This is a genomic window from Nonomuraea sp. NPDC001699 (genome assembly GCF_053596455.1).
On record NZ_JBSFGF010000045.1, the window covers coordinates 1 to 23263 of the forward strand.

Below are 23263 nucleotides of genomic sequence, written 5' to 3' on the forward strand. Positions count from 1 at the left end.
TGGTACTGCACTCGGGAGGGTGTGGGAGAGTAGGTCACCGCCGGACAATCTTTCAAAGAAGGCCCCACACGGTTGTGTGGGGCCTTCTTTGCGTTGTGGGGGTGTTGGCGGGCGTCGTCTGGTTCTGTTCAGCGGGTGTGTGGGCTCGTCAGCGTGGGGCGGCCGCGGGTGGGGTGTAGGTGCTTGGAGGCGGCGCAGCCAGCTGGGCGGCCTGAGAGGCCGGCGCATGCTGGGCGTCGGTGGACTGTGTGGCGTGTGTGGGACGCTATCTGGCTTCTGTGGGTGGCAAGGCTGAGGTCTGGGGTCCTGGGGTCGGGGCCGGCTTCGGTCGGTGTAACTGGAATGGCAGGCAGCTGTCGATGGCGGCTCGGTCTTGGTGTCAGCTCTGGGATTCGGTCGTCGCGGATGGCTCGCCGCTGGTGGGCGTTTCGGGCGGCGCGTCGGCGGCTCCCTGGGAGATGACGAGGTCCCTCGGGAGCGTGGGGTGGGCGAGGGGTCAGTCGCTCTACGACGATGTGGCTGGGGCTGCTCCGGGCCGTCAGAGCGCGGGCTCAATGAGGCTTCCTTCAGCGGCACATTCTGCGATGTGCATGCTCGGCCCCTAGCTCTTACCGCCGACTCAGCGGGTCAGGGCTTGGTCTTGGCGCGGCCTGGGGCAGTGTGTGGTGACTGGCAGGGCGTTCGGTGTCCTCCTGGGGTGGTGGGGGTGTGTTGGTGAGGTGGCCCCGGGCTTCTTGCAGTTGCCGGCGGGCGTCGGCGAGTTCGCGTTCGAGTTCCAGGATGCGGCGGATGGCGATCAGCGTCATGCCCTGGTCGGCGAGGTCGGTCACGTGCCGGACGGTCATGATGTCGGCGCGGGAGTAGCGGCGTTGGCCGCCGGATGAGCGGCTGGGGCTGATGACGTCGTGTTCGTCCAGGCGGCGGAGGTAGGCCTGGCGGACCTGGAGCATCTCGGCGACCTGGCCCAGGGAGTAGAGCGGGGCGTGTTCGTCGTCGAAGGGCAGCTCGGGCATCGTGGCCTCCTCGGGTTCGGGGCGGGGCCGGGATCACTGGTGCCCCGGTGCCGGGTCAGGCCCGGATGGCCTTTGTGTCGTCGCGCCGGTTCGTCACCTTGCGGGCCTGACGCGTTCGAGGACGGCTGGAGTCGAGGTGTTTCGATGGGGACACGTCTGGCCAACGTGCGCATCCTCGCGGTGGGTGCTGACGCTTCGGACGGCAGGGACGTCGAAGCGTGGGCCGTCCGTCGGCGGCATGGTTCCGAGCCTCCTGCCTCTGCCGTGGGAGCTAACCTCCAACACGGTTTGCAGGTTAGAGAGCTGAGGGGAGGGAAGCAAGGAAGGTAAGGAAGTTTTTACCTGGGCGTGAGGAGTGTGCCGGTGAGGATCGTCACGGCATGGCCGGCGAGGTGGACACGGTCGCCGTCAAGGCGGGTGTGCACCAGGCCCCCTCTTGCGGAGAGTTGCGCGCCGGTCAGCGCGGTGCGGCCGAGGCGCGCGGACCAGTACGGGGACAGGGCGCAGTGGGCCGAGCCCGTCACCGGATCCTCCGGAATGCCGACTTTGGGAGCGAAGAATCGTGAGACGAAATCCGTGCCGGTGCCGCGGGCGGTGACGATGACACCGCGGGCGTCCACTGCCGACAGGGCCGGGATGTCGGGGCGCAGGGAGCGTACCGTCTCCTCTGAATCGACCTCGACCAGCAGGTCCAGGTCGCTTTTCCGGACCTCCACCGCTGCGGCTCCGAGCGCATTCTCCAGGCCGTCGGGAACCGTGACGGGCGTCACCTGCTTGGCCGGGAAATCCATCGTGATGAGGTCTCCTGTGGCGCGATTCACGGTTAGCGTTCCGCCGGCCGTGCGGAATTCGACCGGTCCGGTGGCGGCCCCGGTCGAATACAGAACGTGAGCGGTCGCCAGCGTGGCATGACCGCAGAGAGTGACCTCGACCACAGGGGTGAACCACCGTAGGGAATCGCCGAGCAGGAAGGCGGTCTCGGAGAGGTTCATCTCGGCGGCTACGCTCTGCATCCAGCCATCAGTAACCGGAGAGTCCAGCAGGCAGACACCTGCGGGATTACCCTTGAAAGCTGTGTCGGTGAAGGCGTCTACAGTGAACAGGCGCATGTGGCCGATGCTATACGGGGGGGACGGATATCCAGATGCAAGCAGGTTGCAAGCCGTACAAAATGGAATTAGGGCTGGGCGTGTCGCGTGGCGAATGCGGAATCGTCGGTTACCGTCCAATGTGTAGGGACGTGCCGATTACGGTGAGTTCCTGAGGAAAGGACAAGCCGATGGGGGCAGTGCGCAAGGTGGTGAACTACCTTGGCCTGAGCGGGGTCGATCACTACGACGACGGCTATGACGACGACGAGCACTACGAGGACGAGTACGTTCCGGCGACGGAGCGTGCCGCCCGGCGGTGGCGCGCGAACGTCGACGCGTCGCGCATCGTGATGGTCCAGCCGCTCAAGTACAACGACGCACCGTTGATCGGTCAGCACTTCCGTGACGGGCAGACGGTGATCATGGACGTCACGGGCATGGCGATGCCCGAGGCGACGAGGATGGTCGACTTCGCCGCCGGGCTCGCGTTCGGTTGCGAGGGGCGGATCGAGCGCATCGCCGACCGCGTGTTCCTGCTCGCGCCGGCGCACGTGGAGATCGAGACGACCTGATCAGGTCTACGCAGCGCGCGGGCCGCGACGAATCAGCCGGGTGAGCTCGGCTGCATCGTCAGCGGCCTGTTTCGCGCGGGCGTCCGCTTCTCTGGCGTAGGCGTGCAGGGCCCAGACGGCGCCCTCGGCCAGCTCCTTCAGCTCGTTGACCTGGGCGGCCACGTAACGGGCGTCGGCGACGACGGTCTTGTGGCGCTGCCAGAGCTGCCAGCCGCCCAGCCCGAGCATGGCCACCCCGGCGGCGGCCAGCAGGAGCGAGGCGCTGAACGCCGCTCCGGCCAGGCATGCGACACCCGCCACGATCAGCAGGAAGGCGGCCCACGGCCGGCCGCGCGGCACGACGCCTTCGGTGAGGATGGCGTTCTCGGCCGTGGCGATCGAGGTCTCGTCGGGGCCTTCGGGGCGCAGGTGGATGCGGTGGCCGAGCAGCGGGACGGTCAGCGTGGCGGGCGGCGTCAACCGGCTGTCGGCTTCGAGCTCCTCGGCCAGGCCGCGCAGGATGGGCGCCGCGACGTGCAGGGCGATGGCGGCCAGGTGCGGGTCGGCGCCGGGGCGCAGGTCGTCGAGCAGGTGGGAGATCAGCGAGGCCATCGGGCCCGCCGGGCCGCCCTGCCCGATCTGGGTGCGCAGGACCGCCAGCGGTTCGTCCTCGGCCCACGACGCGGCCGGGCTGGCCGAGCTGTTGCTGAGCGGGACTGCGGAGTCGTGGTCGGCCTGCCGCGCCGAGGTGATCTCGGCGCACCGGCCGCGCAGCCTGGACAGGCGGGCGGCCGCCACCGCCGGACGGGCCAGGTCGGGGATTTCGGCCATCTCCGGGAAGTCGGCCAGCGACGGCGGCACGACGACCGCGGGCTCGCCGGGCACCAGCGCCTGCACCCATTCCTCGACGTCGGCGTGCTCCTGCACGGCCAGCGCGTCGAGCTTGCGCAGCACGAAGATCTTGCCGGCCGGGCCGTAGGCACCGCGGGCGGCGGCCAGCCAGAGCGAGCGCTGCCCGTGGGTGACGGGACGGTCGAGCGACAGCTCGCCGAAGGCCGTGCCGAGCCAGGAGGCATGGATGCGGCTGCCCTGCCCGGAGACCGCCAGCGCCAGGCACAGGAAGAGCGCGGTCTGCTGCTGGTCACGGCCGGCGGCCCTGCTCAGCGGTTCGAGCGGGTCGTCGCCGGCGAGGATGGCGACCAGTGCTTCGACGGCCGGAGGCAGCCAGTGGCCAGGTATGTCGCGAAAGCCCGGAGCGGCGGGAGGGGCGGTGCCGTTGGCGGCGAGGTGCGCCAGCAGCGCCTCGGCGTAGCGTTGCAACTCCGTCGCTGCTTGGGGGCTCGCAGTCAGGTCCGTGCTCAAGGCAGAGAACTCCCCCATTTCGGCCTCAGTTCATGACCGCGTAAAGCCTAGCCGTTAGGGCGCGCCAACCAGGTGGAGGCGCGCCCACGACGGAACGGGAGACTTTGAGTCAACTGCCTGTTACATGCGGTCGGGGACGGGGACGCCCAGAAGGTCGAGGCCGGTTTCGAGCACGCGCAGGGTCAGCGCGCACAGGGCCAGCCGCGAGGCGCGGACCTCGGGCTCGACGTCGGACCGCAGCACCGGGCACTGCTCGTAGAACGTGCTGTACAGGCTCGCCGCCTCGAAGAGGAAGTTGCACAGCCGGTGGGGCTCGGACCGGACGGTGACCTCTTCGATGAGCGTGCCGAAGCCCAGCAGGTGGAGGGCCAGGGCGCGCTCGGCGGGGTCGCCCAGGAGGATCGGGGACGTGGCGTCCGCCGGGGCCATGTCCGCCTTGCGGAAGATGGAGCGGATACGGGCCGTGGCGTACTGCATGTAGGGGCCGGTGTTGCCGGTGAAGCCCAGCATGCGGTCGTAGTCGAAGACGTATTCGCTGTCGTGGCTGACCGACAGGTCGGCGTACTTCACCGCGCCCATGCCGACGGAGAGGGCGATCTCGTTCCGGGTGGCCTCGTCGTAGCCGCGTTCGGCGATGGCCGCCGTGGCCCGCTCGACGCCCTCCTGGAGCAGGTCCATCAGCTTGATGGACTCGCCCGACCTGGTCTTGAAGCGGCGGCCGTCCTTGCCCAGCATCATGCCGATCTGGACGTGCTCGGCCGAGACCGTGTCGGGCAGCCAGCCGGCCATCTGCGCGGAGGCGAAGACCATGCGGAAGTGCAGGGCCTGGTCGGCGCCCACGACGTAGAGGATACGGTCGGCCTTCAGGTCGTGGACGCGGTAGCGGATCGCCGCCATGTCGGTGGAGGCGTAGCCGTAGCCGCCGTCGCTCTTCCTGATGATGAGCGGCAGGGGCTTGTCGTCGGAGCCGGTGAAGCCGGGCGGGAACAGGCAGAGCGCGCCCTCGCTGTGGACGGCCACGCCCGACGACTCAAGATCGTCGCAGGTCCTCTCCAGCATGGGGTTGTACATGCTCTCGCCCGCCAGGTCGGCGTCGGTCAGCGTGACACCGAGCAGGGAGTAGACCTTGTTGAAGTAGCGGACGGTGGCGTCCATGAAGACGTGCCACAGGCGCATGGTGGCGGGGTCGCCCGACTGGAGGGTGGTGACCCGGACCCGGGCACGCTGCTTGAAGCCCTCGTCGGCGTCGAACTTGGCCCGCGCCGCCTGGTAGAACTCGGTGCCCATGCCCGCTTCGAGCTGGGCGACCGCGGCCGGCTCGCCGATGTCGAGCAGGTGCTCGATGAGCATGCCGAACGGGGTGCCCCAGTCGCCGAGGTGGTTCTGCCTGATCACCTTGTTGCCGAGGTGTTCGTGCAGGCGGGCCAGCGAGTCGCCGACGATGGTGGTGCGCAGGTGGCCGACGTGCATCTCCTTGGCCGCGTTGGGCGCGGAGTAGTCGATCACCACGGTCTGCGCGGGCGTGATCGTGCCGACGCCGAGGCGACTGTCGTCGCGCATGCCCGCGGTCTGGGACTCGATCCAGGAGTCGGCGAGCGTGATGTTGAGGAAGCCGGGGCCGCTGACCTCGACCGTGCCGGGGAAGTCGGACAACTCTGCTCTGATCGCCTCGGCGACCTCCCGCGGGGCCCGTCGCAGGCGCTTGGCCAGGCTCAACGCGACGTTCGCCTGGAAGTCGGCGAACTGTGAGGGCCGGATCAGCGGGTCTGCGTCGGCGTGCTCGGCACCGAACGCGTTGGCCAGCGCCTGCTGGACGCGCTCGGTGAGCACTATCTGCGGGTCGGTCATGTTCTAAGGGTACCGGCGACCTTGACCGCGATGCTGATCGCCGCGGCAGCCACCAGGGCGATGCCGACGGCCGTCAGGTCGTTGCTCATGTCGCCGGGCGCGAGGGCGAAGAACTCCCTGACGGGAGGCAGCGCGAGGGCGAGTGCGAAGAGCCCCGCCATGGACGCCAGCAGCGCGATCCGCCACCAGTTGAGCGGCCTGGTGATCAGCACGAGCACCCACCACGTGGTGAGGAAGAGCGTGATCACCGCGGACGTCTGGTCCTCGGTCAGGGTGGAGGTGCCGCTGTGCGCGGCCCAGAACGACAGCAGCACCGCGACCGCGCACAACACCCCCGCCGGTACGGCGAAGCGCAGCACCCGCCGGACGAACCCCGGCCGCGCCCGTTCGAGCGTGGGCGCGAGCGCCAGGAAGAACGCCGGGATGCCGATGGTCAGCGCGTTGGTGAGGGTCGAGTGGCGGGGCGCGAACGGGAACATCACCCCGGCCACGCCGACGGCCAGCGACAGCACGATCGCGTAGAAGGTCTTGGTGAGGAAGAGGTTGGAGACGCGTTCGATGTTGGCCAGCACCCGGCGGCCCTCGCCGACGACGTGCGGGAGCGTGGCGAACCTGTTGTCCAGCAGCACCACCTGGGCCACCGCCTTGGTGGCAGGGCTGCCCGCGCCCATGGCGATGCCGAGGTCGGCGTCCTTGAGCGCGAGGACGTCGTTGACGCCGTCGCCGGTCATGGCCACGGTGTGCCCGCGGGCCTGCAGCGCGCCGACGAACTGCCGTTTCTGCTGCGGGCTGACCCGGCCGAACACGGTGTGGGAGTCGAGCAGCTCGCCGAGCTTGGCGGGGTCGTCCTGGGGGAGCGTCCTGGCGTCGACGGAACGGTCGCCGTCCGGGATCTTCAGGCTCATGGCGATGGCGGAGACCGCCTCGGGGTTGTCGCCGGAGATCACCTTGACGGTGACGCCCTGCTTGGCGAAGTAGCCGAGGGTCTTGAGGGCGTCGGGCCTGATCTTCTGCGCGAGGGTGACCAGCGCGACGGGCTCGACGGCCTCGCCGTTCTCGGCGGCCCGCAGGTCGTGCGTACGGCACAGGACGAGGACGCGGGTGCCGGTGGCGGCCAGCTCGGCGGCCTTGTCGTAGCCGTCGCCGTCGTGCAGCAGGACGTCGGGCGCGCCCAGCAGCCAGGCGCCGTGCCGGCCGAAGTCGGCGCCGCTCCACTTGCGGGCCGAGGAGAAGGGCACGGCCGAGGCCGCCGTCCAGCCGTCGGAGGGTGCGGGGTAGCGGGCCCGGATGGCCTGGGCGGTGGCGTTGGGGTGGGCGTCGAGGTGGGCCAGGGCGGCCAGCGCGGGCTCGACGGGGTGGCCGTCGCGCAGCGGGAGCACCTGGTCGAGGTCCATGCCGCCGGCGGTGAGGGTGCCGGTCTTGTCCAGGCAGAGCACGTCGACCCTGGCCAGCCCCTCGATCGCGGGCAGCTCCTGGACCAGGCACTTGCGCCGGCCGAGACGGATGACCCCGACGGCGAACGCGATCGAGGTCATCAGCACCAGGCCCTCGGGGATCATGGTGACGATGCCGGCGACCGCGCCGGTGATGGCGGTGCGGAAGTCGGCGGAGTTGTGCAGCTGGCTGAAGATCAGCAGGGCGCCGATCGGGATGACCAGCCAGGTGATGTACTTGATGAAGTTGGCCACGCCCTCGCGCAGCTCGGAGTGGGCCAGGTGGAACTTGCTGGCCTCCTCCGCCAGCCGCACGGCGTAGGCGTCGGTGCCGACGCGGGTGGCGACGTACGCGCCGGAGCCGGCCACCGCGAAGCTGCCCGACAGCACCTCGTCGCCGGGCTTCTTGTGCACCGGGTCGGCCTCGCCGGTCAGCAGCGACTCGTCGATCTCCAGGCCGTCGGAGGCGACGACCTCGCCGTCGACCAGGAGGCGGTCGCCCGAGCCGAGCAGGATCAGGTCGCCGAGGACGATCCGGCGTGGCTCGACCTGCTGCTCCCGGCCGTCACGGCGGACGCGGACCGGCGCCTCGTTGATCACTGCCAGCTTGTCGAGGGTGCGTTTGGCGCGCAGCTCCTGGACGATGCCGATCAGCGCGTTGGCCACGATCACCAGCCCGAACAGGCCGTCCTGCCACTCACCGAAGATCAGGATCAGCGCCCAGAGCACGCCGATGACCAGGTTGAACAGGGTGAAGACGTTCGCCCTGATGATCGCGCTGAGCGATCTGCTCGACCGCCGCGGCACCTCGTTGGTCTTCGCCCCCGCGACCTGTGCTGAGGTGAGGCCGTCCACATTTCCCCCGTTCCTGTGGATCGGTCTCACACACTACGGCGTCACCAGAGCCTGTGTGAGCGATGTGTGGCGGCGACCCTGTCGCCGATCCTGGAGACGATGCCGCCCGCGGAGAGGTCGGCGGCGACCTGGCAGGCGGCGCTGATCGCGGGCGCCCTGGAGGAGCCGTGGGCGATCACCACCGTCCCGTTCAGCCCGAGCAGGACGGCGCCGCCGTGGGCCTCGGCGTCAAGGCGTCTGCGCAGCTCGCGCAGGCGGCCGCGTTGCATGAGCGCGCCGAACTTGGCGATCCGGCTCTCGCCGATGGTCTCGGCCAGCTCGCCGAACGCGTACCGGACCGCGCCTTCCATGGTCTTGAGTGCCACGTTGCCGGTGAAGCCGTCCGTGGTGATGACGTCCACCTTGCCGGTGAGGAGGTCGGTGCCCTCGACGTTACCGGTGAAGCGGATGCCGGGGGAGGCCTGGAGCAGCTCGTGGGCGCGTTTGACGAGCTTGTTGCCCTTCTCCGGCTCGCTGCCGATGGTGAGCAGGCCGATCCTGGGCTCGGGGATGTCGTAGGCCAGCTCGGCGTAGGCCGCGCCGAGGTGGGCGAACTGCACCAGCATCTCCGGTTTGACCTCGGCGTTGGCGCCGGCGTCCACGAGCAGGGTGGGGGTGGGGAGCGTCGGGAGCGCCACGGCGATGGCCGGGCGCAGGACGCCCTGCTGGGCCTTGAGCCGCAGCCGGCCGGTGGCGACGATGCCCGCGGTCGAGCCGGCCGACACCACGGCCGAGGCGTCGCCGCGGCGGACGAGGTGGCAGGCGATGGCGATGCTGGACCTCGGGCGGCGCAGGCTGGCCAGGGCGCCTTCGTCCATGGCCAGGGCCTCCTCCGCCCGGACGATGGGGACCTCTTTGGTGGCGTCGTGGTCGGCCAGGGCCTCGTACAGGATGCGGGGTGAGCCGACGAGCACGACGGGGAGCCCGCGCTCCCGTACGGCGTGGACCGCGCCGGCCACGATCTCGTGGGGGGCGTGGTCGCCTCCCATGGCGTCGAGCGCGATGGGCCTGCTGTCGGACAATGGTCACCTCGTGGGACAGGCGAGCCCGCCGTCGCCGGCCGGGCCGGTGCGCGGGCTCGTGTATGTCCGCATCGTAGGCAGGCCGGAGGTCACGTCAACCGGCGGGTGGACCTCCCTGCTTCCCCGGCGTGGCGCTTCCATTCACGGGGACGCCCGTCAGTGGAGGTTCCAGTCGTCCAGGCCGCGGGTCACGATGACCTTGGAGAACTTCGACGAGCCGGTGACCCGGATCAGCGGGCCGTCGCCGGCCGAGCCGCCGCTCACGTTCCGTTTGCCGAAGACGGAGCTGCCCTCGTCGATCACGTGGGCGTTCTCCGGCACCCGGACGATCATCTTGCTGAACTTGGCGTCGGTCTCGATCGTGATCTCCCGCCCGGGGAGCACGGCGTCGGACAGGTCGATGACGAGGGCGCCGAAGCGGGCCGACAGCTTGGTGCGCCGGGACGCGACCCAGCGCCCCTTACGCACGATCTTGCTGAACTTCGAGCTGATCACCTGGTGCTCGATGGCCTCGGGCAGGGCGGACGGGGTGGACACCTGGGGCAGGTCCCGGGTGAGGGGGACGAGCTCGCCGATCGTCTTCGCCGTGTAGGCGATCTCCAGACGGTCGGCATGCTCGACGCTGGTCAGTCTTCCGGTGGCGAGCGCGTCGCCCAGCAGGGCCGCCACGCGGTCGCGGTCGGCGTCGGAGGCGCGCAGGTCGAGATCCTCGGTCACGATAAATCAGTGTATGCGGGATCGCGATATGTCGCGAGTGTCGCGAACCTGCAAGGAAACTTGGAGCCCAGCGGAACCGGGGACGCGGCGCGTCGCGTCCGGATATTAAGGACCGTAGACGCGCGACAGGGTCGTGAGGTTTACCGGCGATCGAACAAAAAAGATGGGAAAGGCCTAGTGATCTTGAACCAGGCAGGCACCCGACGCTTCAAGGCGTACACGTCCAAGCACCTCGACGAGCTCCTGCGACGTGCGGGGCTGGACGACGAGGCGCGGCTGAAGGTCCGGGCCGTGGCCACGGTGCTGCCCTTCCGGACGAACGCCTACGTCGTGGATGAACTCATAGATTGGTCGGCGGCGCCCGACGACCCCATCTACCGCCTCGTCTTCCCTCAGGAGGACATGCTGCCCGCCGCGGACGTGGCGAGGCTGGCCGATCTGCTCAAGGCCGAGGCGCCCAACAGCGAGATCCAGGCCGAGGCCAACCGCGTACGCGCCCAGCTCAACCCGCATCCCGCCGGTCAGAAGGAGCTCAACGTCCCGAGGATCGGCGACGAGCCCGTGCCGGGCATGCAGCACAAATATCCAGAGACAGTGCTCTTCTTCCCTAAACAGGGGCAGACCTGTCACGCCTACTGCACCTACTGCTTCCGGTGGGCGCAGTTCATCGGGGACGCGGACCTGAAGTTCGCCTCCGACGACATCGACCGGATGGTGTCCTACATCCGCCGGCATCCCGAGGTCACCAGCGTCCTGATCACCGGCGGCGACGCCATGATCATGGGCGAGCCGGTCATCCGGCGCTACATCGAGCCGCTGCTCGGCCTCGACCAGCTCGAATCGATCAGGATCGGCACCAAGGCACTGGCCTACTGGCCGCAGCGCTTCACCACCGATCCCGACGCCGACGCCACGCTCGGCCTGTTCCAGGAGGTGGTGAAGGCCGGCAAGAACCTGGCGTTCATGGCCCACTTCTCGCATCCGCGGGAGCTTGAGTCGCCGCTGGTGGAGTCGGCGGTCGAACGCATCCTCGGCAGCGGGGCCACGATCAGGACCCAGGCGCCGCTGATCAGGTCCATCAACGACGATCCCGCCGTGTGGTCGTCGATGTGGCGGCGGCAGCTGCGGATGGGGCTGATTCCCTACTACATGTTCGTCGAGCGCGACACCGGGCCGCAGGACTACTTCGCGGTCCCGCTGGCCCGCGCGTACGAGATCTTCAGGGACGCGTACTCGACCGTCTCCGGGCTCTGCCGTACGGTCCGGGGGCCGTCCATGTCGGCCACGCCGGGCAAGGTGTGCGTGGACGGCGTCACCGAGATCGCCGGTGAGCGCGTCTTCGTGCTCCACCTCATCCAGGCCCGCGACCCCGAGCTGGTCGGGCGGCCGTTCTTCGCCCGGTACGACCCGTCGGCGGTCTGGCTGTCGGATCTGCGGCCGGCGTTCGCCGAGCGTTTTCCGTTCGAGCCGGCCGAAGCGCTGCTGCCCATCTGAGTGGTCGCGTTGTCGTACCACCACCGCTGAATTGTGCGCCCCCGGCCCGTGACATTTGTTAATGCGACCACTTGTTCGCGGGCCGTGCGGGCGCACGCCGTCGTCGCGGATCTGATCATGATCGGGTCCGCGCAGAATCCAAATCAAAACCGGGGTATTTCCCGTTTTGTCTCTCCGCTCAACGCTCCCCCTTTACTCGGTAACCGGGCTGCAAACCCTGCTACATGGGCTTTCCGGTCGCCTGCGGGCCATCACGGTGAGTGATACAACTGCTTCCGTAGCTCAGCCGTGACGGCACGCTTCGTGTGGTGCCCATAGCGTGTACGCCACGGCATTCGGGGGTTATCGATTCGCATTTCCACCGCATTCGAGAGCGATCGATCACGAGCCGGGAAGGCAATCATGAATCGAGTAGTCAAGGCGGCCGTTGCCGTCACAGCATTCGGCTTGGCGGCGGCTTTGGCCGTGCCAGCTCAAGCAGAAGTTCAATTCACTCACACCGCCAAGATCGTCCCGCTGGACGGCCTGGGCGGGGGCACCAGCGGAGGCCCGCTCGACCTGATCGGCGGCCTGCTCGGCGGCGGGCTGCTCAGCAGCCTGGGCGGCGGCCTCGGCGGTCTGACCGGCGGCAACAAGCCCAAGTCGGACGCCGCCGCCGAAGCGCACGCACGCGACATCGCCGACGAGAACCGGCGCGCCAGCCTGGCGATGACGCCGAACGCGGCCGAGGACGTCACCCGCTTCAGCGGCCCGCTGCCCGAGCTGTCGCCCATCCTCGGCGGCGCGTCGGTCGGCGGCGGCGGCAAGGGCCTGGCCAAGTCGCTGCCGCTGCTCGGCGGCGCCCGCATGGCGCAGCCGCTGGTCAAGGGCGCACCGCAGAGCAACGGACAGCTCACCGGCGCGAGCGCCCCGCTGCGCGGCGCCATGGACACGATGACCGCCCTGGCCGGAGCCTCGGTCGGCGGCGCGATGGGCAAGGTGGGCGGCGGCGCGCTGCTGCCCGGCACGGGCGCCGGCACCGCCGGTGCCACCGGCACGACGATGGCGGGCACCACCAAGGGGCTGCGCGACCTGTCCAGCGAGTCCGGCATGGGCGGGCTGACCCGTGCCGCCAGGATGGCCCTGCCGCACGCTTCGAGCGCCGAGCTGGCCCCGATGGTCGGGCACGTCGCCCCGGTCGAGGCCGCGCCGGTCGTCGAGGCGCTGCCGGGCACCACCCAGACCGCCTCCGTCGACGAGATCACCCCGCTCATGCAGGACACCGCGGGCTTCGTCTCGTCCAACGGCTCCAAGGCCGCCGGCTCCTACAGCGACATGATGTCCGCCCTGGGTTGGAGCACCGAGGCGCTGACGAGCTCGGTGCACGGCTCCGGGGTGCGCAACTGACGCGAGCGCGGCGCGTACCGGACGTGTTCAGGATGTGACCCGCGCGGGTGCGTCCCGGACATGCCGTGACGATGCGCGGACGCGGCCCGCCGAGGGCCGGTGCGACGGTTCGCCGGCGTCATAAGGTGCCGATGCTCGCGAACCGGCCGTGACGGCCGTGCGGCAGCCCGCGTTCATGCGCCAGGTTGTTCACGACGGCGCGTTCCCGCTCTCCCCGGCGTCAGTGGACGCCCGCGGGACGAGGGGGCGCCGTCGCCCCGATGCGACAGGCCGATGGTGTGCGCTCACAAGGTGCCGAGCGCCCCGACGGCACTGCCGCGCGTCGGTCGCGGGTCCGCCGCCACGGGCGGACGGGCCCGCCACGGGTCTGGGCGGACGTGCCTCAGCCCGGGGTTCGCACACGCGTCCCGCCGCTGACTGCAGGGCAGCGGCGCCGCGCCGAGCCCGCCGCCGGCCCCGATCCGGGGTCGGCGGCCTTCTCTTTTCCCCACCCTCGTACGGCTCCGCGCCCGACCGGGCCGGCTAGGGCAGCCGGACGCCGGTGCGGCGGGCTATCTGGGCCTGCAGCCGGGCCATCTGCCAGTGAAGGTCGAGCAGCTGCTCGGCGAGCTGCATTCTGGGCATCTCGGCCACGTCCTCGATGGCCAGGTGGTCGATCGCGGCCGAAAGCTCTCCCATCGCGCGCCCCCACTCCATCAGCGTTCCTTGGTTCGAATCCGCGTTCGAATTCTATCGGAACGCCCGTCACGCTGTCAGCGTTTCGGCGCGCGAGTCACCCGCGTTTCGCACGGGTGATCGAAACGGGCTCAGCCCTTGTTGTAGGCGGAGATGACTTCCTTGGGGTCGCCGTCCATCCGGATCTTGCCCTTGTGCAGCCAGATGACCCGGTTGCAGGTCTCCTCGATGACCTTGAGGTCGTGGGCGACCAGGAAGACCGTGCCGGCCGACTCGCGGATCTGCCGGATGCGGGCCTCGCTCTTCTTGCGGAACTCGCGGTCACCCGTGGCCAGGGCCTCGTCGATGAGCAGGACGTCGTGGGTCTTGGCCGAGGAGATGGCGAAGCGCAACCGCGCGCCCATGCCCGACGAGTACGTGGACATGGGCAGCTGGACGAACTCGTCGATGCCGGAGAAGTCGACGATCTCCTGGTACTTCTCCTTGACCTCGGCCGGCGTCATGCCCATGGCGTAGCAGCCGAGGACGATGTTGCGCTCACCGGTCAGCTCGCGCATGAGCGCGGCGTTGACGCCGAGCAGCGAGGGCTGGCCGTCGGTGTAGACCGCGCCCTCGTGCGGCGGCAGGAGGCCGGCGATGGCGCGCAGCAAGGTGGACTTGCCCGACCCGTTGCGGCCCACGATGCCGATGGCGTCGCCGTGGTAGGCCACGAAGGTCACGCCCTTGACGGCGTGGACCTCCTTCATCTGCGGACGGCCCTGGCGCTTCAGCAGGCGCGTGAGGGCGTTGACCGCGTTGCCCTTCTCGTTGTCGGTGGCCGTGCCGTAGACGCGGTAGACGATGTGCAGGTCGTCGACGATGACGGTCGGGGTGCCCGTGGGAACGTCGAGCGGACGCTTGCCCTGGGGCTCCGGGTTGGGGTGCACCCTCACGTCCTTGCCGGGGACGGCGGGCTCCTCGCCCTTCACCTGTGACAGCTCCTCGGTCAGTTCAGCCACGCCCGTACCTCTCCTCGGACCGCCAGAAGTACCAGAAGCCGAAGCCGAGTGAGAACACTGCCCAGAATACGCAAGACACCAACACCATAGTCGGGGGGTTGTGTCCGTTTTGAGTGTGGTGGGTCTTGATGAGGATGTCGCGCATCCACTCGATGTAGGAGGCCGTCGGATTCAGGTACATCACGTCGGCGACCCACTGCGGAAGGTCGGCGGAGCCGACCACCTTGTCCTGGATCGAGAAGAAGACGCCCGAGGCGTAGAGCCAGGTGCGGGTGATGAACGGCAGCAACTGGTTGAGGTCGCGCATCTGGGCGCCCAGCCGCGCGATCACCAGGCTGGCCCCGATGTTGAACATCGTCTGGAGCGCCAGCACCACCGGGATCATGAGCCAGAACCAGGTGGGCCACTCGCCGGTGGCCGTCACGATGACGAGGAGCACGCCCATGGAGATGGCGAGCTGCTGCAGCTCCTGGATCGTGTACGCCAGCGGCAGCGAGGCGCGCGGGAAGTGCAGGGCGCGGATCATCGACAGGTTGCCGGAGATCGACTTGGCGCCCGCGGTCACCACGCGCTGGGTGTAGGTGAAGACGAACATCCCGGTCAGCAGGAAGGCCGGGTAGTTGGTGATGCCGCCCCGGCCGCCCAGGATGACGCCGAACATCACGTAGTAGATGCCGGCGTTGAGGAGGGGGGTCAGCACCTGCCACAGCTGGCCCAGGGCCGAGCTGGAGTACTTCGAGACGTTGCGGGACGTCGCGTACGTCAGGATGAAGTGTCGCCGCTCCCAGAGCTGGCGCAGATAGACAGGGAACCTCGGCCGCGCGATGGCACGACGAAGTCCGTATCTCTCGGCGAGCTTGGCCAGCGGCTCCTGCCCGCTTCGGCCGCCCGCCTGGGCGTCCGCGACAGCGGATTCCGGCTGGCTCATGGCAAGGACTCTATTGGATCCCGGTCGGTGGGGTGCCTGCCGCGAGGGACGCGGCAGATGCTTGGACGGAGTCTTGGGGCGCCAGGTTCCAAGGTGCCGTCAAGACTCGCTCAACCGTAGCCCAGCGAGGCACGCCATGGCGGGAAGGGCGCGACCACGGTCCTGTAGGGGGTAATTTTCATCCGCTGTTCACGTCGAAGCTTGACCTGTTTGAGCATCCCTGGGCGGTTTGTATCCTTACAGGTGGAATGTCTGTGACGCTGGATTGGCGCACGTGTGACCGAACTGCAACGCGCCAGAGACTCGCTGGTGGCAAGTAGTAAGAGATAGTCGCGATCGACTGGCAGGGCGTCGGCTGGTTTGACCATGTCAGCCAAATCCGGGGGATACCAGGAACCCCCCGTCAGGCTGCTTACCATCACCGCAGCTCAGCGCTGTCGCCCACCTGTAGAGGGAGGATTTTTATCACCATGCGTGTTACTAAGGGCGCACAGATCGTCGCCGGTACCGCGCTGCTCGCCCTCGCGGTTGCCGCGTGTGGCGGCGGTGCCTCGGACGGCGGCACTGCCGCGGGCGGCGGCGAAACGCCGGTCCGCATGGAGATCGGTGAGCCTCAGGAGCTCCTCAACCCGCTGAACACCACCGAGACCGAGGGCTCCGAAGTCCTCGCCGCGGTGTTCTCGCCGCTCGTCAAGTACGACGAGAACAAGCAGCCGGTTGAAGAGGCCGCTGAGTCGATCACCACCCAGGACAGCAAGGTCTGGACGATCAAGCTCAAGTCGGGCTACACCTGGCACGACGGCAAGCCGGTCACCGCGGCTGACTACGCGCGGGCCTGGAACTATGGCGCCAACCAGGACAACGCCATGAGCTCCTCCGCCTTCTTCTCCCGCATCGACGGCTTCGCCGACGTCCACCCGGGCGAGGGCAAGACGCCGACGGCCAAGGAGATGAAGGGCCTCAAGGCTGTCGACGACAGCACCCTTGAGGTGACGCTGTCCGCACCGTTCTCGCAGTTCAAGACGATGCTCGGGTACACCGCCTTCTACCCGCTGCCGGCCTCCGCGCTCGGCGCCGACGGCAAGGTGACCCAGGCCTACGGCGAGCAGCCGATCGGCCAGGGCCTCTTCAAGGTCGACAAGCCCTACAAGAAGGGCGGCGCGCAGACCATCGACATGACGGTCTACGACAAGTTCCCCGGCACCAAGCCGAAGAACTGGACCAAGCTGCAGTTCAAGATCTACAGCTCGGCCGAGACCGCCTTCCAGGACCTCCAGGCCGAGAACCTGGACGTGGACGACTCGCTGCCCGCCTCGGCGATCGCGACCGCCAAGTCCGTCCTCGGCGACCGTTACTTCGACGAGCCCGACGCCTCTGTGGGTTACATCGGCGTCCCGCTGAAGTACAACCCCGAGTTCAAGAACCCGGACGTGCGCAAGGCCATCTCCATGGCCATCGACCGCAAGACCATCACCGAGACGGTCTTCGCGGGCACCCGCGCCCCGGCCGACGACTTCATCAACCCGGCCATCCCCGGTTACCGTCAGGGCGCCTGCACGGCCTGCACGTACAACCCGGCCGAGGCGAAGAAGCTCTACGCCGACGCCAAGGGCCCGGCCAAGCTCGAACTCGGCTACAACGGCGACGGCGGCCACAAGGAGTGGATCGAGGCCGTCGCCAACAACCTCCGCGCCAACCTGGGCATCGAGGTCACGCCGAAGCCGTTCGAGAACTTCAAGGCCATCCTGGACGACCTGGACGCCAAGAAGTACAAGGGCCTGTTCCGTATGGGCTGGTCGATCGACTACCCGTCGGCCGAGAACTACCTGACGCCGATCTTCGGCACCCAGGCCATCTCGACCGGCTCCAACTACGGCGGCTACGAGAACAAGGAGTTCGACGACATCGTCGCCAAGGGTGACCAGGCCGCCGACGCTGCCGAGGGCCTCAAGCTCTACCAGCAGGCCGACGACATCCTGATCAAGGACATGCCGTACATCCCGGTGTACTTCTACCGGAGCAACTTCGGACACTCCCCCAAGGTCAAGGGCGTCAAGCTGAACCTGCTCAACCAGGTTCAGTGGGCCGACATCGAGAAGGCCTGACGTCATTCGCCGGGCGGACGGCTCTTGCCGTCCGCCCCTCGGAGGACTGAGCTTGGAGGCAGTCACTTGGGGCCGGGCAAACCGCGGCTACGAAGGTGACTGCCTCCACGCATGTACCGGAGGGCTTGAATGGGCCGTTATGTCATCAGGCGACTGCTGCAGGCGATACCCGTCCTGCTCGGCGCCACGCTACTCATCTTCGCGATCGTCTTCGCCCTGCCCGGCGACCCCATCCAGGCACTGGCGGGCGAGAAGCGCCTGGACCCGGCGGTGGCCGAGGTCCTGCGCGACCAATACCACCTGAATGACCCGCTGCTGCTGCAGTACTGGTACTACCTCAGCGGCGTGCTCCTGCACGGAGACTTCGGAACCACCTTCTCCAGGATCCCGGTCTCGCAGCTCATGGCCGGCAAGTTCCAGGTCACGCTGAACCTCGCGCTGACGGCTCTCGTCATGGAGGCCATCATCGGCGTCGGCCTCGGCCTGTGGGCGGCTCTGCGCCGCGGCAAGGCCTCCGACACCGCCATCCTCGCCTCGACGCTGCTGCTGATCTCCGTCCCCACTCTGGTGACGGGCTTCGTGCTCCAGCTCGTGCTCGGAGTCAAGCTCAAGCTGTGGACGGGGAGCGACATCTTCCCCGTGGCGGGCATCTCGGCCGGGTTCCGCAGCTATCTGCTGCCCGGTTTCGTGCTCGCCGGCACGTCGATCGCCTATCTCACCAGGTTGACGCGGACGAGCCTGGTGGAGACACTGCGCGCCGACTACATCCGCACGGCGACCGCCAAGGGCCTGTCCAAACGCCGCGTCATCGGCAGGCACGGACTCCGCAACGCGCTGATCCCGCTGGTCACCTACCTCGGCGCCGACCTCGGGAACCTGATGGGCGGCGCGGTCATCACGGAGACGATCTTCAACCTGCCGGGCATCGGCAACCAGCTGTTCCAATCGATCCTGCTGCGAGAACAACCGGTCGTCGTGGGCATCGTGACCGTGCTGGTGCTGATCTACATCCTGGCCAACCTGGTCGTCGACATGTTGTACGCAGTGCTCGACCCGAGGATCCGCTATGAGTAACGAAGCAAACGTCGGGCCCATGCTGCCGGAAGCGAAGTCGCTGGTCACGGAGGTCCCGGCGCCGCCGTCCCCCGAGAAGCAGGGCAGGCGCGGGAAGCAGAAGCAGGAGAAGCCCGCCAGCCTGTGGACCGACGCCTGGTACGACCTGCGTCGCCGGCCGATGTTCATCATCTCCGCGGTACTGATCGCGATTTTGCTGGTCATGGCGTTCTGGCCGTCGTTGTTCACCTCGATCGACCCGACCAACGCCCAGACCTGCGACCTGTCCACCGCCCGGCAGCTCCCCAGCGTGGGACACCCGTTCGGCAAGGACAGCCAGGGCTGCGACGTGTTCGCCAGGACGATCTACGGCGCCCGCAACTCCATCGTGATCGGCGTGACGACCACGATCCTCACCATGATCGTGGGCGGTCTGCTCGGCCTCTTCGCCGGCTTCCGCGCCGGCGTGATCGACTCGGTCTCCTCCCGGGTCACCGAGATCTTCTTCGCCATCCCGCCGATCCTGGGCGCCCTGCTGATCGCCGCCACCTTCCGTGACAGCGGCATCAACAGCATCCTGCTGGTCATCGCGGCCCTGGCGGTGCTCGGATGGCCGATGGTGTTCCGCATCATGCGGGCCTCGGTGATCACGGCCAAGAGCCAGGACTTCGTGGTCGCCGCGCGGGCGGTGGGCGCGGGCCAGTGGCGGATCATGTTCAAGCACCTGCTGCCGAACTCGCTGGCGCCGGTGATCGTGGTCAGCACGATCAACCTCGGCGGCTACATCGCGGCGGAGGCGGCGCTGTCGTTCCTCGGGGTCGGCGTGCAGTCGCCGGACATCTCGTGGGGCCTCATGATCGCCGACGCCCGGCCGCGGTTCCTCGACGCGTCGTTGCCGCTGTTCTTCCCGGCCCTGTTCCTGAGCGTCACGGTGCTGGCGTTCATCATGCTGGGCGACGCCGTGCGCGACGCTCTCGATCCGAAGCTCAGGTAGAAGGGGGGATCAAGTGAAGAAGACGTCGACAGACGTGTTGCCCGCCGAGGGAGGGCTGGGCAACGAGCCGCTGCTCGCGGTGGACAACCTGCACGTGGAGTTCCGTACGCGTCAGGGCGTCGTGCGCGCGGTGAACGGCGTGAGCTACACGGTCAACCCCGGTGAGACGCTGGCGGTGCTCGGCGAGTCCGGTTCGGGCAAGTCCGTGACCGCTCAGGCGATCATGGGCATCCTGGACATGCCGCCGGCCGTCATCCCCAAGGGCGAGATCCGCTTCAAGGGCACCGACCTGCTCAAGCTCTCGGACGACGCCCGCACCCAGGTGCGCGGCCAGCGCATCGCGATGGTCTTCCAGGACGCCCTCTCGGCGCTCAACCCGGTGTTCACCGTGGGCTGGCAGATCAGCGAGATGTTCCGGGTACACCGCGGCATGTCCAAGCGTGACGGCCTGAACAAGGCCGTCGAGCTGATGGACAAGGTCCGCATCCCGGCCGCCCGGCAGCGCGTCAACGACTATCCGCACCAGTTCTCGGGCGGCATGCGGCAGCGCATCATGATCGCGATGTCGATCGCACTCGACCCCGAGGTCCTGATCGCGGACGAGCCGACCACCGCGCTGGACGTGACGGTCCAGGCGCAGATCATGGAACTGCTGGCCGAGCTGCAGCGCGAGAGCCAGATGGGCATGATCCTGATCACCCACGACCTGGGCGTCGTGGCGGACGTGGCCGACAAGATCTCGGTCATGTACGCCGGCCGGATCGTGGAGAACGCCCCTGTGCACGACATCTACCGGGCGCCGGGGCACCCCTACACGAAGGGTCTGCTGGAGTCCATCCCCCGGGTCGACCTCAAGGGCCAGGAGCTGTACGCGATCAAGGGTCTGCCGCCCAACCTGCTCGACCTGCCGAGCGGATGCGCGTTCAACCCGCGGTGCCCGTACCGGCAGGACAACTGCGTGACCAGCGCCCCCCAGCTCTACGAGATCAGCGGCACGCGTGGCAGCGCCTGCCACTACTGGAGGGAGGTCCTCGATGGCGAGCAGCAGTGAGCGCATCCTCGAGGTTCGCGACCTGGTCAAGCACTTCCCCCTGACCCAGGGCATCGTCCTCAAGAAGCAGATCGGCGCGATCAAGGCCGTCGACGGCGTGTCGTTCGATCTGAACAGGGGCGAGACCCTGGGCATCGTGGGCGAGTCGGGCTGCGGCAAGTCCACGCTGGCCAAGGTGCTGATGGCGTTGGAGCGGCCGACCTCCGGGTCGGTGAAGATCAACGGCAAGGACATCGCCAAGGCCAGGGGCGGCGACCTGAAGCGCATGCGCCGCAACATCCAGATGGTGATGCAGGACCCGTACACCTCGCTGAACCCCCGGATGACCGTCGGTGACATCATCGGCGAGCCGTACGAGATCCACACGGAGGTGGCGCCCAAGGGCGACCGCCGCCGCAAGGTGCAGGAGCTGCTGGAGGTCGTCGGCCTCAACCCCGACCACATCAACCGCTACCCGCACCAGTTCTCGGGCGGCCAGCGGCAGCGCATCGGCATCGCCCGCGGCCTGGCGCTGCAGCCGGAGATCATCGTCTGCGACGAGCCCGTCTCGGCGCTGGACGTGTCGATCCAGGCCCAGGTGATCAACCTGCTGGAGCGGCTGCAGAACGAGTTCAACCTGGCCTACATCTTCATCGCCCACGACCTGTCGGTGGTCCGCCACATCTCCGACCGGGTGGGCGTGATGTACCTGGGCAAGTTCGTGGAGCTCGGCAAGGACGTCGAGATCTACGACAAGCCCGCTCATCCGTACACGCAGGCGCTGCTGTCGGCGGTGCCGGTTCCCGACCCCGAGGGCCGGGAGCAGCGCGAGCGGATCATCCTGCAGGGCGACCCGCCCTCGCCCGCCAACCCGCCGTCGGGGTGCCGCTTCCGCACCCGCTGCTGGAAGGCGCAGGAGATCTGCGCGGAGGAGGAGCCGTTGCTGCAGATCCGGACGGGGACCGGGCACGAGAGCGCCTGTCACTTCGCCGAGACGCACGACGTGGTCCACGCGGGATGACCTGAAGACCCTCCGGGAAAGCTCCCGGAGGGTCTTCTCATGTCGTGGCCACGATGGCCGAGCCGTGGCCGAACAGGCCCTGGTTGACCGCGAGGCCGACGCGCGCGCCGGGCACCTGGCGCGCGCCCGCCGCCCCGCGCAGCTGGTTCGTCAGCTCGCAGAGCTGCGCGATCGCCTGGGCCGGGATCGCCTCGCCGAAGGAGGCCAGGCCGCCCGACGGGTTGACCGGCACCCGGCCGCCGAGCGCGGTCTCGCCCGCCCGCAGCAGCTTGTCCGCCTCGCCCGGCGGGCACAGGCCGACGTCCTCGACCCAGTCCAGCTCCAGGGCGGTGGACAGGTCGTACACCTCGGCGAAGGAGACGTCCTCGGGGCCCAGGCCGGCCTCCTCGTAGGCGGCGTGCGCGATCGCGGCCCTGAACGGCCTCTCCGGCGCGCGGACGGCGGCGCAGGAGTCGGTGGCGAAGTTCGGCAGCTCCAGGACCGCGTTGGGGAAGGTCGGCGTCACCGTGGAGACGGCCGCCAGGCGCACCGGGGCCGTCGCGCCGAGACGCCTGGCGTACGCCTCCGAGGCCAGGACGACCGCGGCGCCGCCGTCGGAGGTGGCGCAGATGTCCATCAGGCGCAGCGGGTCGGCCACCATGGGCGAGGCGAGCACCTCCTCCGCCGTGACCCGGGCGCGGTAGCGGGCCATGGGGTTGAGCGAGCCGGCGAGCGCGTTCTTGACCTTGACGGCGGCGAAGTCGTCGCTGGTGGAGCCGTACAGGGCCATGCGCCGGCGGGCGTAGAGGCCGAAGTAGGCGGGGTTGGCGGCGCCGAGGAGGCGGAAGCGCAACCAGTCGGGGTCGTCGTGCCGGTCGCCGCCGACGGGCTTGAAGAAGCCCTTGGGGGTGGAGTCGGCGCCCACCACGAGCGCCACGTCGCACAGCCCGGCCAGGATCCTGGTGCGCGCGATGTCCACCGCCTGGGCCCCCGACGCGCAGGCCGCGTAGCAGGAGGCGATCCTGGCGCCCGTCCAGCCGAGCGCCTGGGCGTAGGTCGCGCCGGAGACGAAGCCCGGATAGCCGTTCCTGATCGTGTCGGCCCCCACCACGTACTGGACGTCGGTCCAGGCCACCCCGGCGTCGCGGAGGGCGGCGCGGGCCGCGGCGACGCCGTACTCGACGAAGGGACGTCCCCACTTGCCCCACGGGTGCATGCCCGCGCCGAGCACCACCACCGCGCTCACGAGGCCCGCCCCCACATCCACACCAGCGGGCCGTCGGCCAGCGGCCCGTGGACGAGCTCCAGCTCCATGCCCACCTCCAGGTCGCTCACCGTGAGGTCCTTGACCTGGCCGAGCACCACCAGCCCCGCGCCGTCGAGCTCGACGGCGGCCAGCGTGACCGGCCGGTACGGCCGCGCCGCCACGTACGGCTCCGGCGGCGGGTAGCAGGCGTCGGTGTAGGACCAGACCCGCCCGCGCCGCGGCAGCCGGGTCTCGGCCGTCTCCTCGCCCTCGCAGCGCGGATTGCGGCACAGGCCCCGCTGCGGCGGGAAGGCGACGGTCCCGCAGGTCAGGCAGGTGGTGCCGATGAGGTGGGTGGCGCCGTCCCCGTCGATGGCGAACCAGCCGTCGATCGCTAAGGTCATAGCCAGGAGTATCACACAA

General features: G+C 68.9%; 20 protein-coding genes. 8 read left to right on the forward strand and 12 right to left on the reverse strand.

All coding sequences use genetic code 11. The features are described from left to right. Window positions 1–608 precede the first annotated feature (608 nt). Together ACWCSU_RS50845 and ACWCSU_RS50850 are read right to left on the reverse strand one after the other, a co-directional pair. Window positions 609–1013 carry a MerR family transcriptional regulator gene (locus ACWCSU_RS50845; RefSeq protein ID WP_449944459.1) on the reverse strand — a complete coding sequence of 135 codons (405 nt, stop codon included), beginning with the start codon at window positions 1011–1013 and terminating at the stop codon, window positions 609–611. A gap of 338 nt (window positions 1014–1351) precedes the next feature. Then, the gene (locus tag ACWCSU_RS50850; RefSeq protein ID WP_449944462.1) at window positions 1352–2122 is read right to left on the reverse strand and encodes a PhzF family phenazine biosynthesis protein; all 771 of its coding nucleotides are present in this window, start codon (window positions 2120–2122) and stop codon (window positions 1352–1354) included. Between the two features lie 170 nt (window positions 2123–2292). Between ACWCSU_RS50850 and ACWCSU_RS50855 the strand changes: the two genes are divergently transcribed. Beyond that, window positions 2293–2676, forward strand: coding sequence for a cell division protein SepF (locus tag ACWCSU_RS50855; protein ID WP_352320833.1), 384 nt, complete (start codon window positions 2293–2295; stop codon window positions 2674–2676). A 6-nt stretch (window positions 2677–2682) separates the two neighbouring features. Here ACWCSU_RS50855 and ACWCSU_RS50860 read toward each other — a convergent pair whose 3' ends face one another. The 5 genes from ACWCSU_RS50860 to ACWCSU_RS50880 form a co-directional block, all read right to left on the reverse strand. After that, window positions 2683–4017 (reverse strand): hypothetical protein, encoded by a 1335-nt coding sequence (locus ACWCSU_RS50860; protein WP_449944465.1) that lies wholly within the window; start codon window positions 4015–4017, stop codon window positions 2683–2685. 120 nt (window positions 4018–4137) lie between these two features. Continuing rightward, on the reverse strand, window positions 4138–5865 hold the full coding sequence (argS, locus tag ACWCSU_RS50865) for an arginine--tRNA ligase (protein ID WP_357710794.1): 1728 nt from the start codon (window positions 5863–5865) through the stop codon (window positions 4138–4140). Beyond that, entirely contained in the window at window positions 5862–8153 is a 2292-nt protein-coding gene (locus ACWCSU_RS50870; RefSeq protein WP_449944468.1) for an HAD-IC family P-type ATPase, read from the reverse strand. Before ACWCSU_RS50870 ends, argS begins: the two co-directional genes overlap by 4 nt. A gap of 41 nt (window positions 8154–8194) precedes the next feature. Continuing rightward, window positions 8195–9214 (reverse strand): phosphate acyltransferase PlsX, encoded by a 1020-nt coding sequence (plsX, locus tag ACWCSU_RS50875; RefSeq protein WP_449944471.1) that lies wholly within the window; start codon window positions 9212–9214, stop codon window positions 8195–8197. A 156-nt stretch (window positions 9215–9370) separates the two neighbouring features. Continuing rightward, complete coding sequence (locus tag ACWCSU_RS50880; protein WP_357710801.1) at window positions 9371–9931, reverse strand: DUF1707 SHOCT-like domain-containing protein; 561 nt, start codon at window positions 9929–9931, stop codon at window positions 9371–9373. A 177-nt stretch (window positions 9932–10108) separates the two neighbouring features. Here ACWCSU_RS50880 and ACWCSU_RS50885 point away from each other — a divergent pair, with 177 nt between their 5' ends. Beyond that, on the forward strand, window positions 10109–11425 hold the full coding sequence (locus ACWCSU_RS50885; protein WP_357710804.1) for a KamA family radical SAM protein: 1317 nt from the start codon (window positions 10109–10111) through the stop codon (window positions 11423–11425). 465 nt (window positions 11426–11890) lie between these two features. Then, on the forward strand, window positions 11891–12811 hold the full coding sequence (locus ACWCSU_RS50890; RefSeq protein ID WP_357710806.1) for a hypothetical protein: 921 nt from the start codon (window positions 11891–11893) through the stop codon (window positions 12809–12811). 522 nt (window positions 12812–13333) lie between these two features. Here ACWCSU_RS50890 and ACWCSU_RS50895 read toward each other — a convergent pair. The 3 genes from ACWCSU_RS50895 to ACWCSU_RS50905 all read right to left on the reverse strand — a co-directional run bounded on the left by ACWCSU_RS50895 (window position 13334) and on the right by ACWCSU_RS50905 (window position 15412). Continuing rightward, window positions 13334–13489 (reverse strand): hypothetical protein, encoded by a 156-nt coding sequence (locus ACWCSU_RS50895; protein ID WP_357710873.1) that lies wholly within the window; start codon window positions 13487–13489, stop codon window positions 13334–13336. A gap of 128 nt (window positions 13490–13617) precedes the next feature. Further along, on the reverse strand, window positions 13618–14484 hold the full coding sequence (locus tag ACWCSU_RS50900) for an ABC transporter ATP-binding protein (protein ID WP_357710875.1): 867 nt from the start codon (window positions 14482–14484) through the stop codon (window positions 13618–13620). Further along, entirely contained in the window at window positions 14477–15412 is a 936-nt protein-coding gene (locus ACWCSU_RS50905) for an ABC transporter permease (RefSeq protein ID WP_449944475.1), read from the reverse strand. Before ACWCSU_RS50905 ends, ACWCSU_RS50900 begins: the two co-directional genes overlap by 8 nt. 470 nt (window positions 15413–15882) lie before the next feature. On the opposite strand from ACWCSU_RS50905, the gene ACWCSU_RS50910 reads away from it, so the two are divergent. The 5 genes from ACWCSU_RS50910 to ACWCSU_RS50930 all read left to right on the forward strand — a co-directional run bounded on the left by ACWCSU_RS50910 (window position 15883) and on the right by ACWCSU_RS50930 (window position 21615). Next, window positions 15883–17517, forward strand: coding sequence for a peptide ABC transporter substrate-binding protein (locus tag ACWCSU_RS50910; RefSeq protein ID WP_125649362.1), 1635 nt, complete (start codon window positions 15883–15885; stop codon window positions 17515–17517). Between the two features lie 129 nt (window positions 17518–17646). Beyond that, window positions 17647–18591, forward strand: a complete 945-nt coding sequence (locus tag ACWCSU_RS50915; RefSeq protein WP_364095486.1) for an ABC transporter permease — start codon at window positions 17647–17649, stop codon at window positions 18589–18591. Beyond that, on the forward strand, window positions 18584–19564 hold the full coding sequence (locus tag ACWCSU_RS50920; protein ID WP_357710886.1) for an ABC transporter permease: 981 nt from the start codon (window positions 18584–18586) through the stop codon (window positions 19562–19564). Before ACWCSU_RS50915 ends, ACWCSU_RS50920 begins: the two co-directional genes overlap by 8 nt. 13 nt (window positions 19565–19577) lie before the next feature. Continuing rightward, window positions 19578–20615: an ABC transporter ATP-binding protein gene (locus ACWCSU_RS50925; RefSeq protein ID WP_357710888.1), complete on the forward strand. Its 1038-nt coding sequence runs from the start codon at window positions 19578–19580 to the stop codon at window positions 20613–20615. Next, window positions 20599–21615 (forward strand): ABC transporter ATP-binding protein, encoded by a 1017-nt coding sequence (locus ACWCSU_RS50930; RefSeq protein ID WP_357710891.1) that lies wholly within the window; start codon window positions 20599–20601, stop codon window positions 21613–21615. Before ACWCSU_RS50925 ends, ACWCSU_RS50930 begins: the two co-directional genes overlap by 17 nt. 37 nt (window positions 21616–21652) lie before the next feature. Here ACWCSU_RS50930 and ACWCSU_RS50935 read toward each other — a convergent pair whose 3' ends face one another. After that, window positions 21653–22840: a lipid-transfer protein gene (locus ACWCSU_RS50935; protein ID WP_449944480.1), complete on the reverse strand. Its 1188-nt coding sequence runs from the start codon at window positions 22838–22840 to the stop codon at window positions 21653–21655. After that, on the reverse strand, window positions 22837–23244 hold the full coding sequence (locus ACWCSU_RS50940; protein ID WP_449944482.1) for a Zn-ribbon domain-containing OB-fold protein: 408 nt from the start codon (window positions 23242–23244) through the stop codon (window positions 22837–22839). Before ACWCSU_RS50940 ends, ACWCSU_RS50935 begins: the two co-directional genes overlap by 4 nt. Window positions 23245–23263 lie beyond the last annotated feature (19 nt).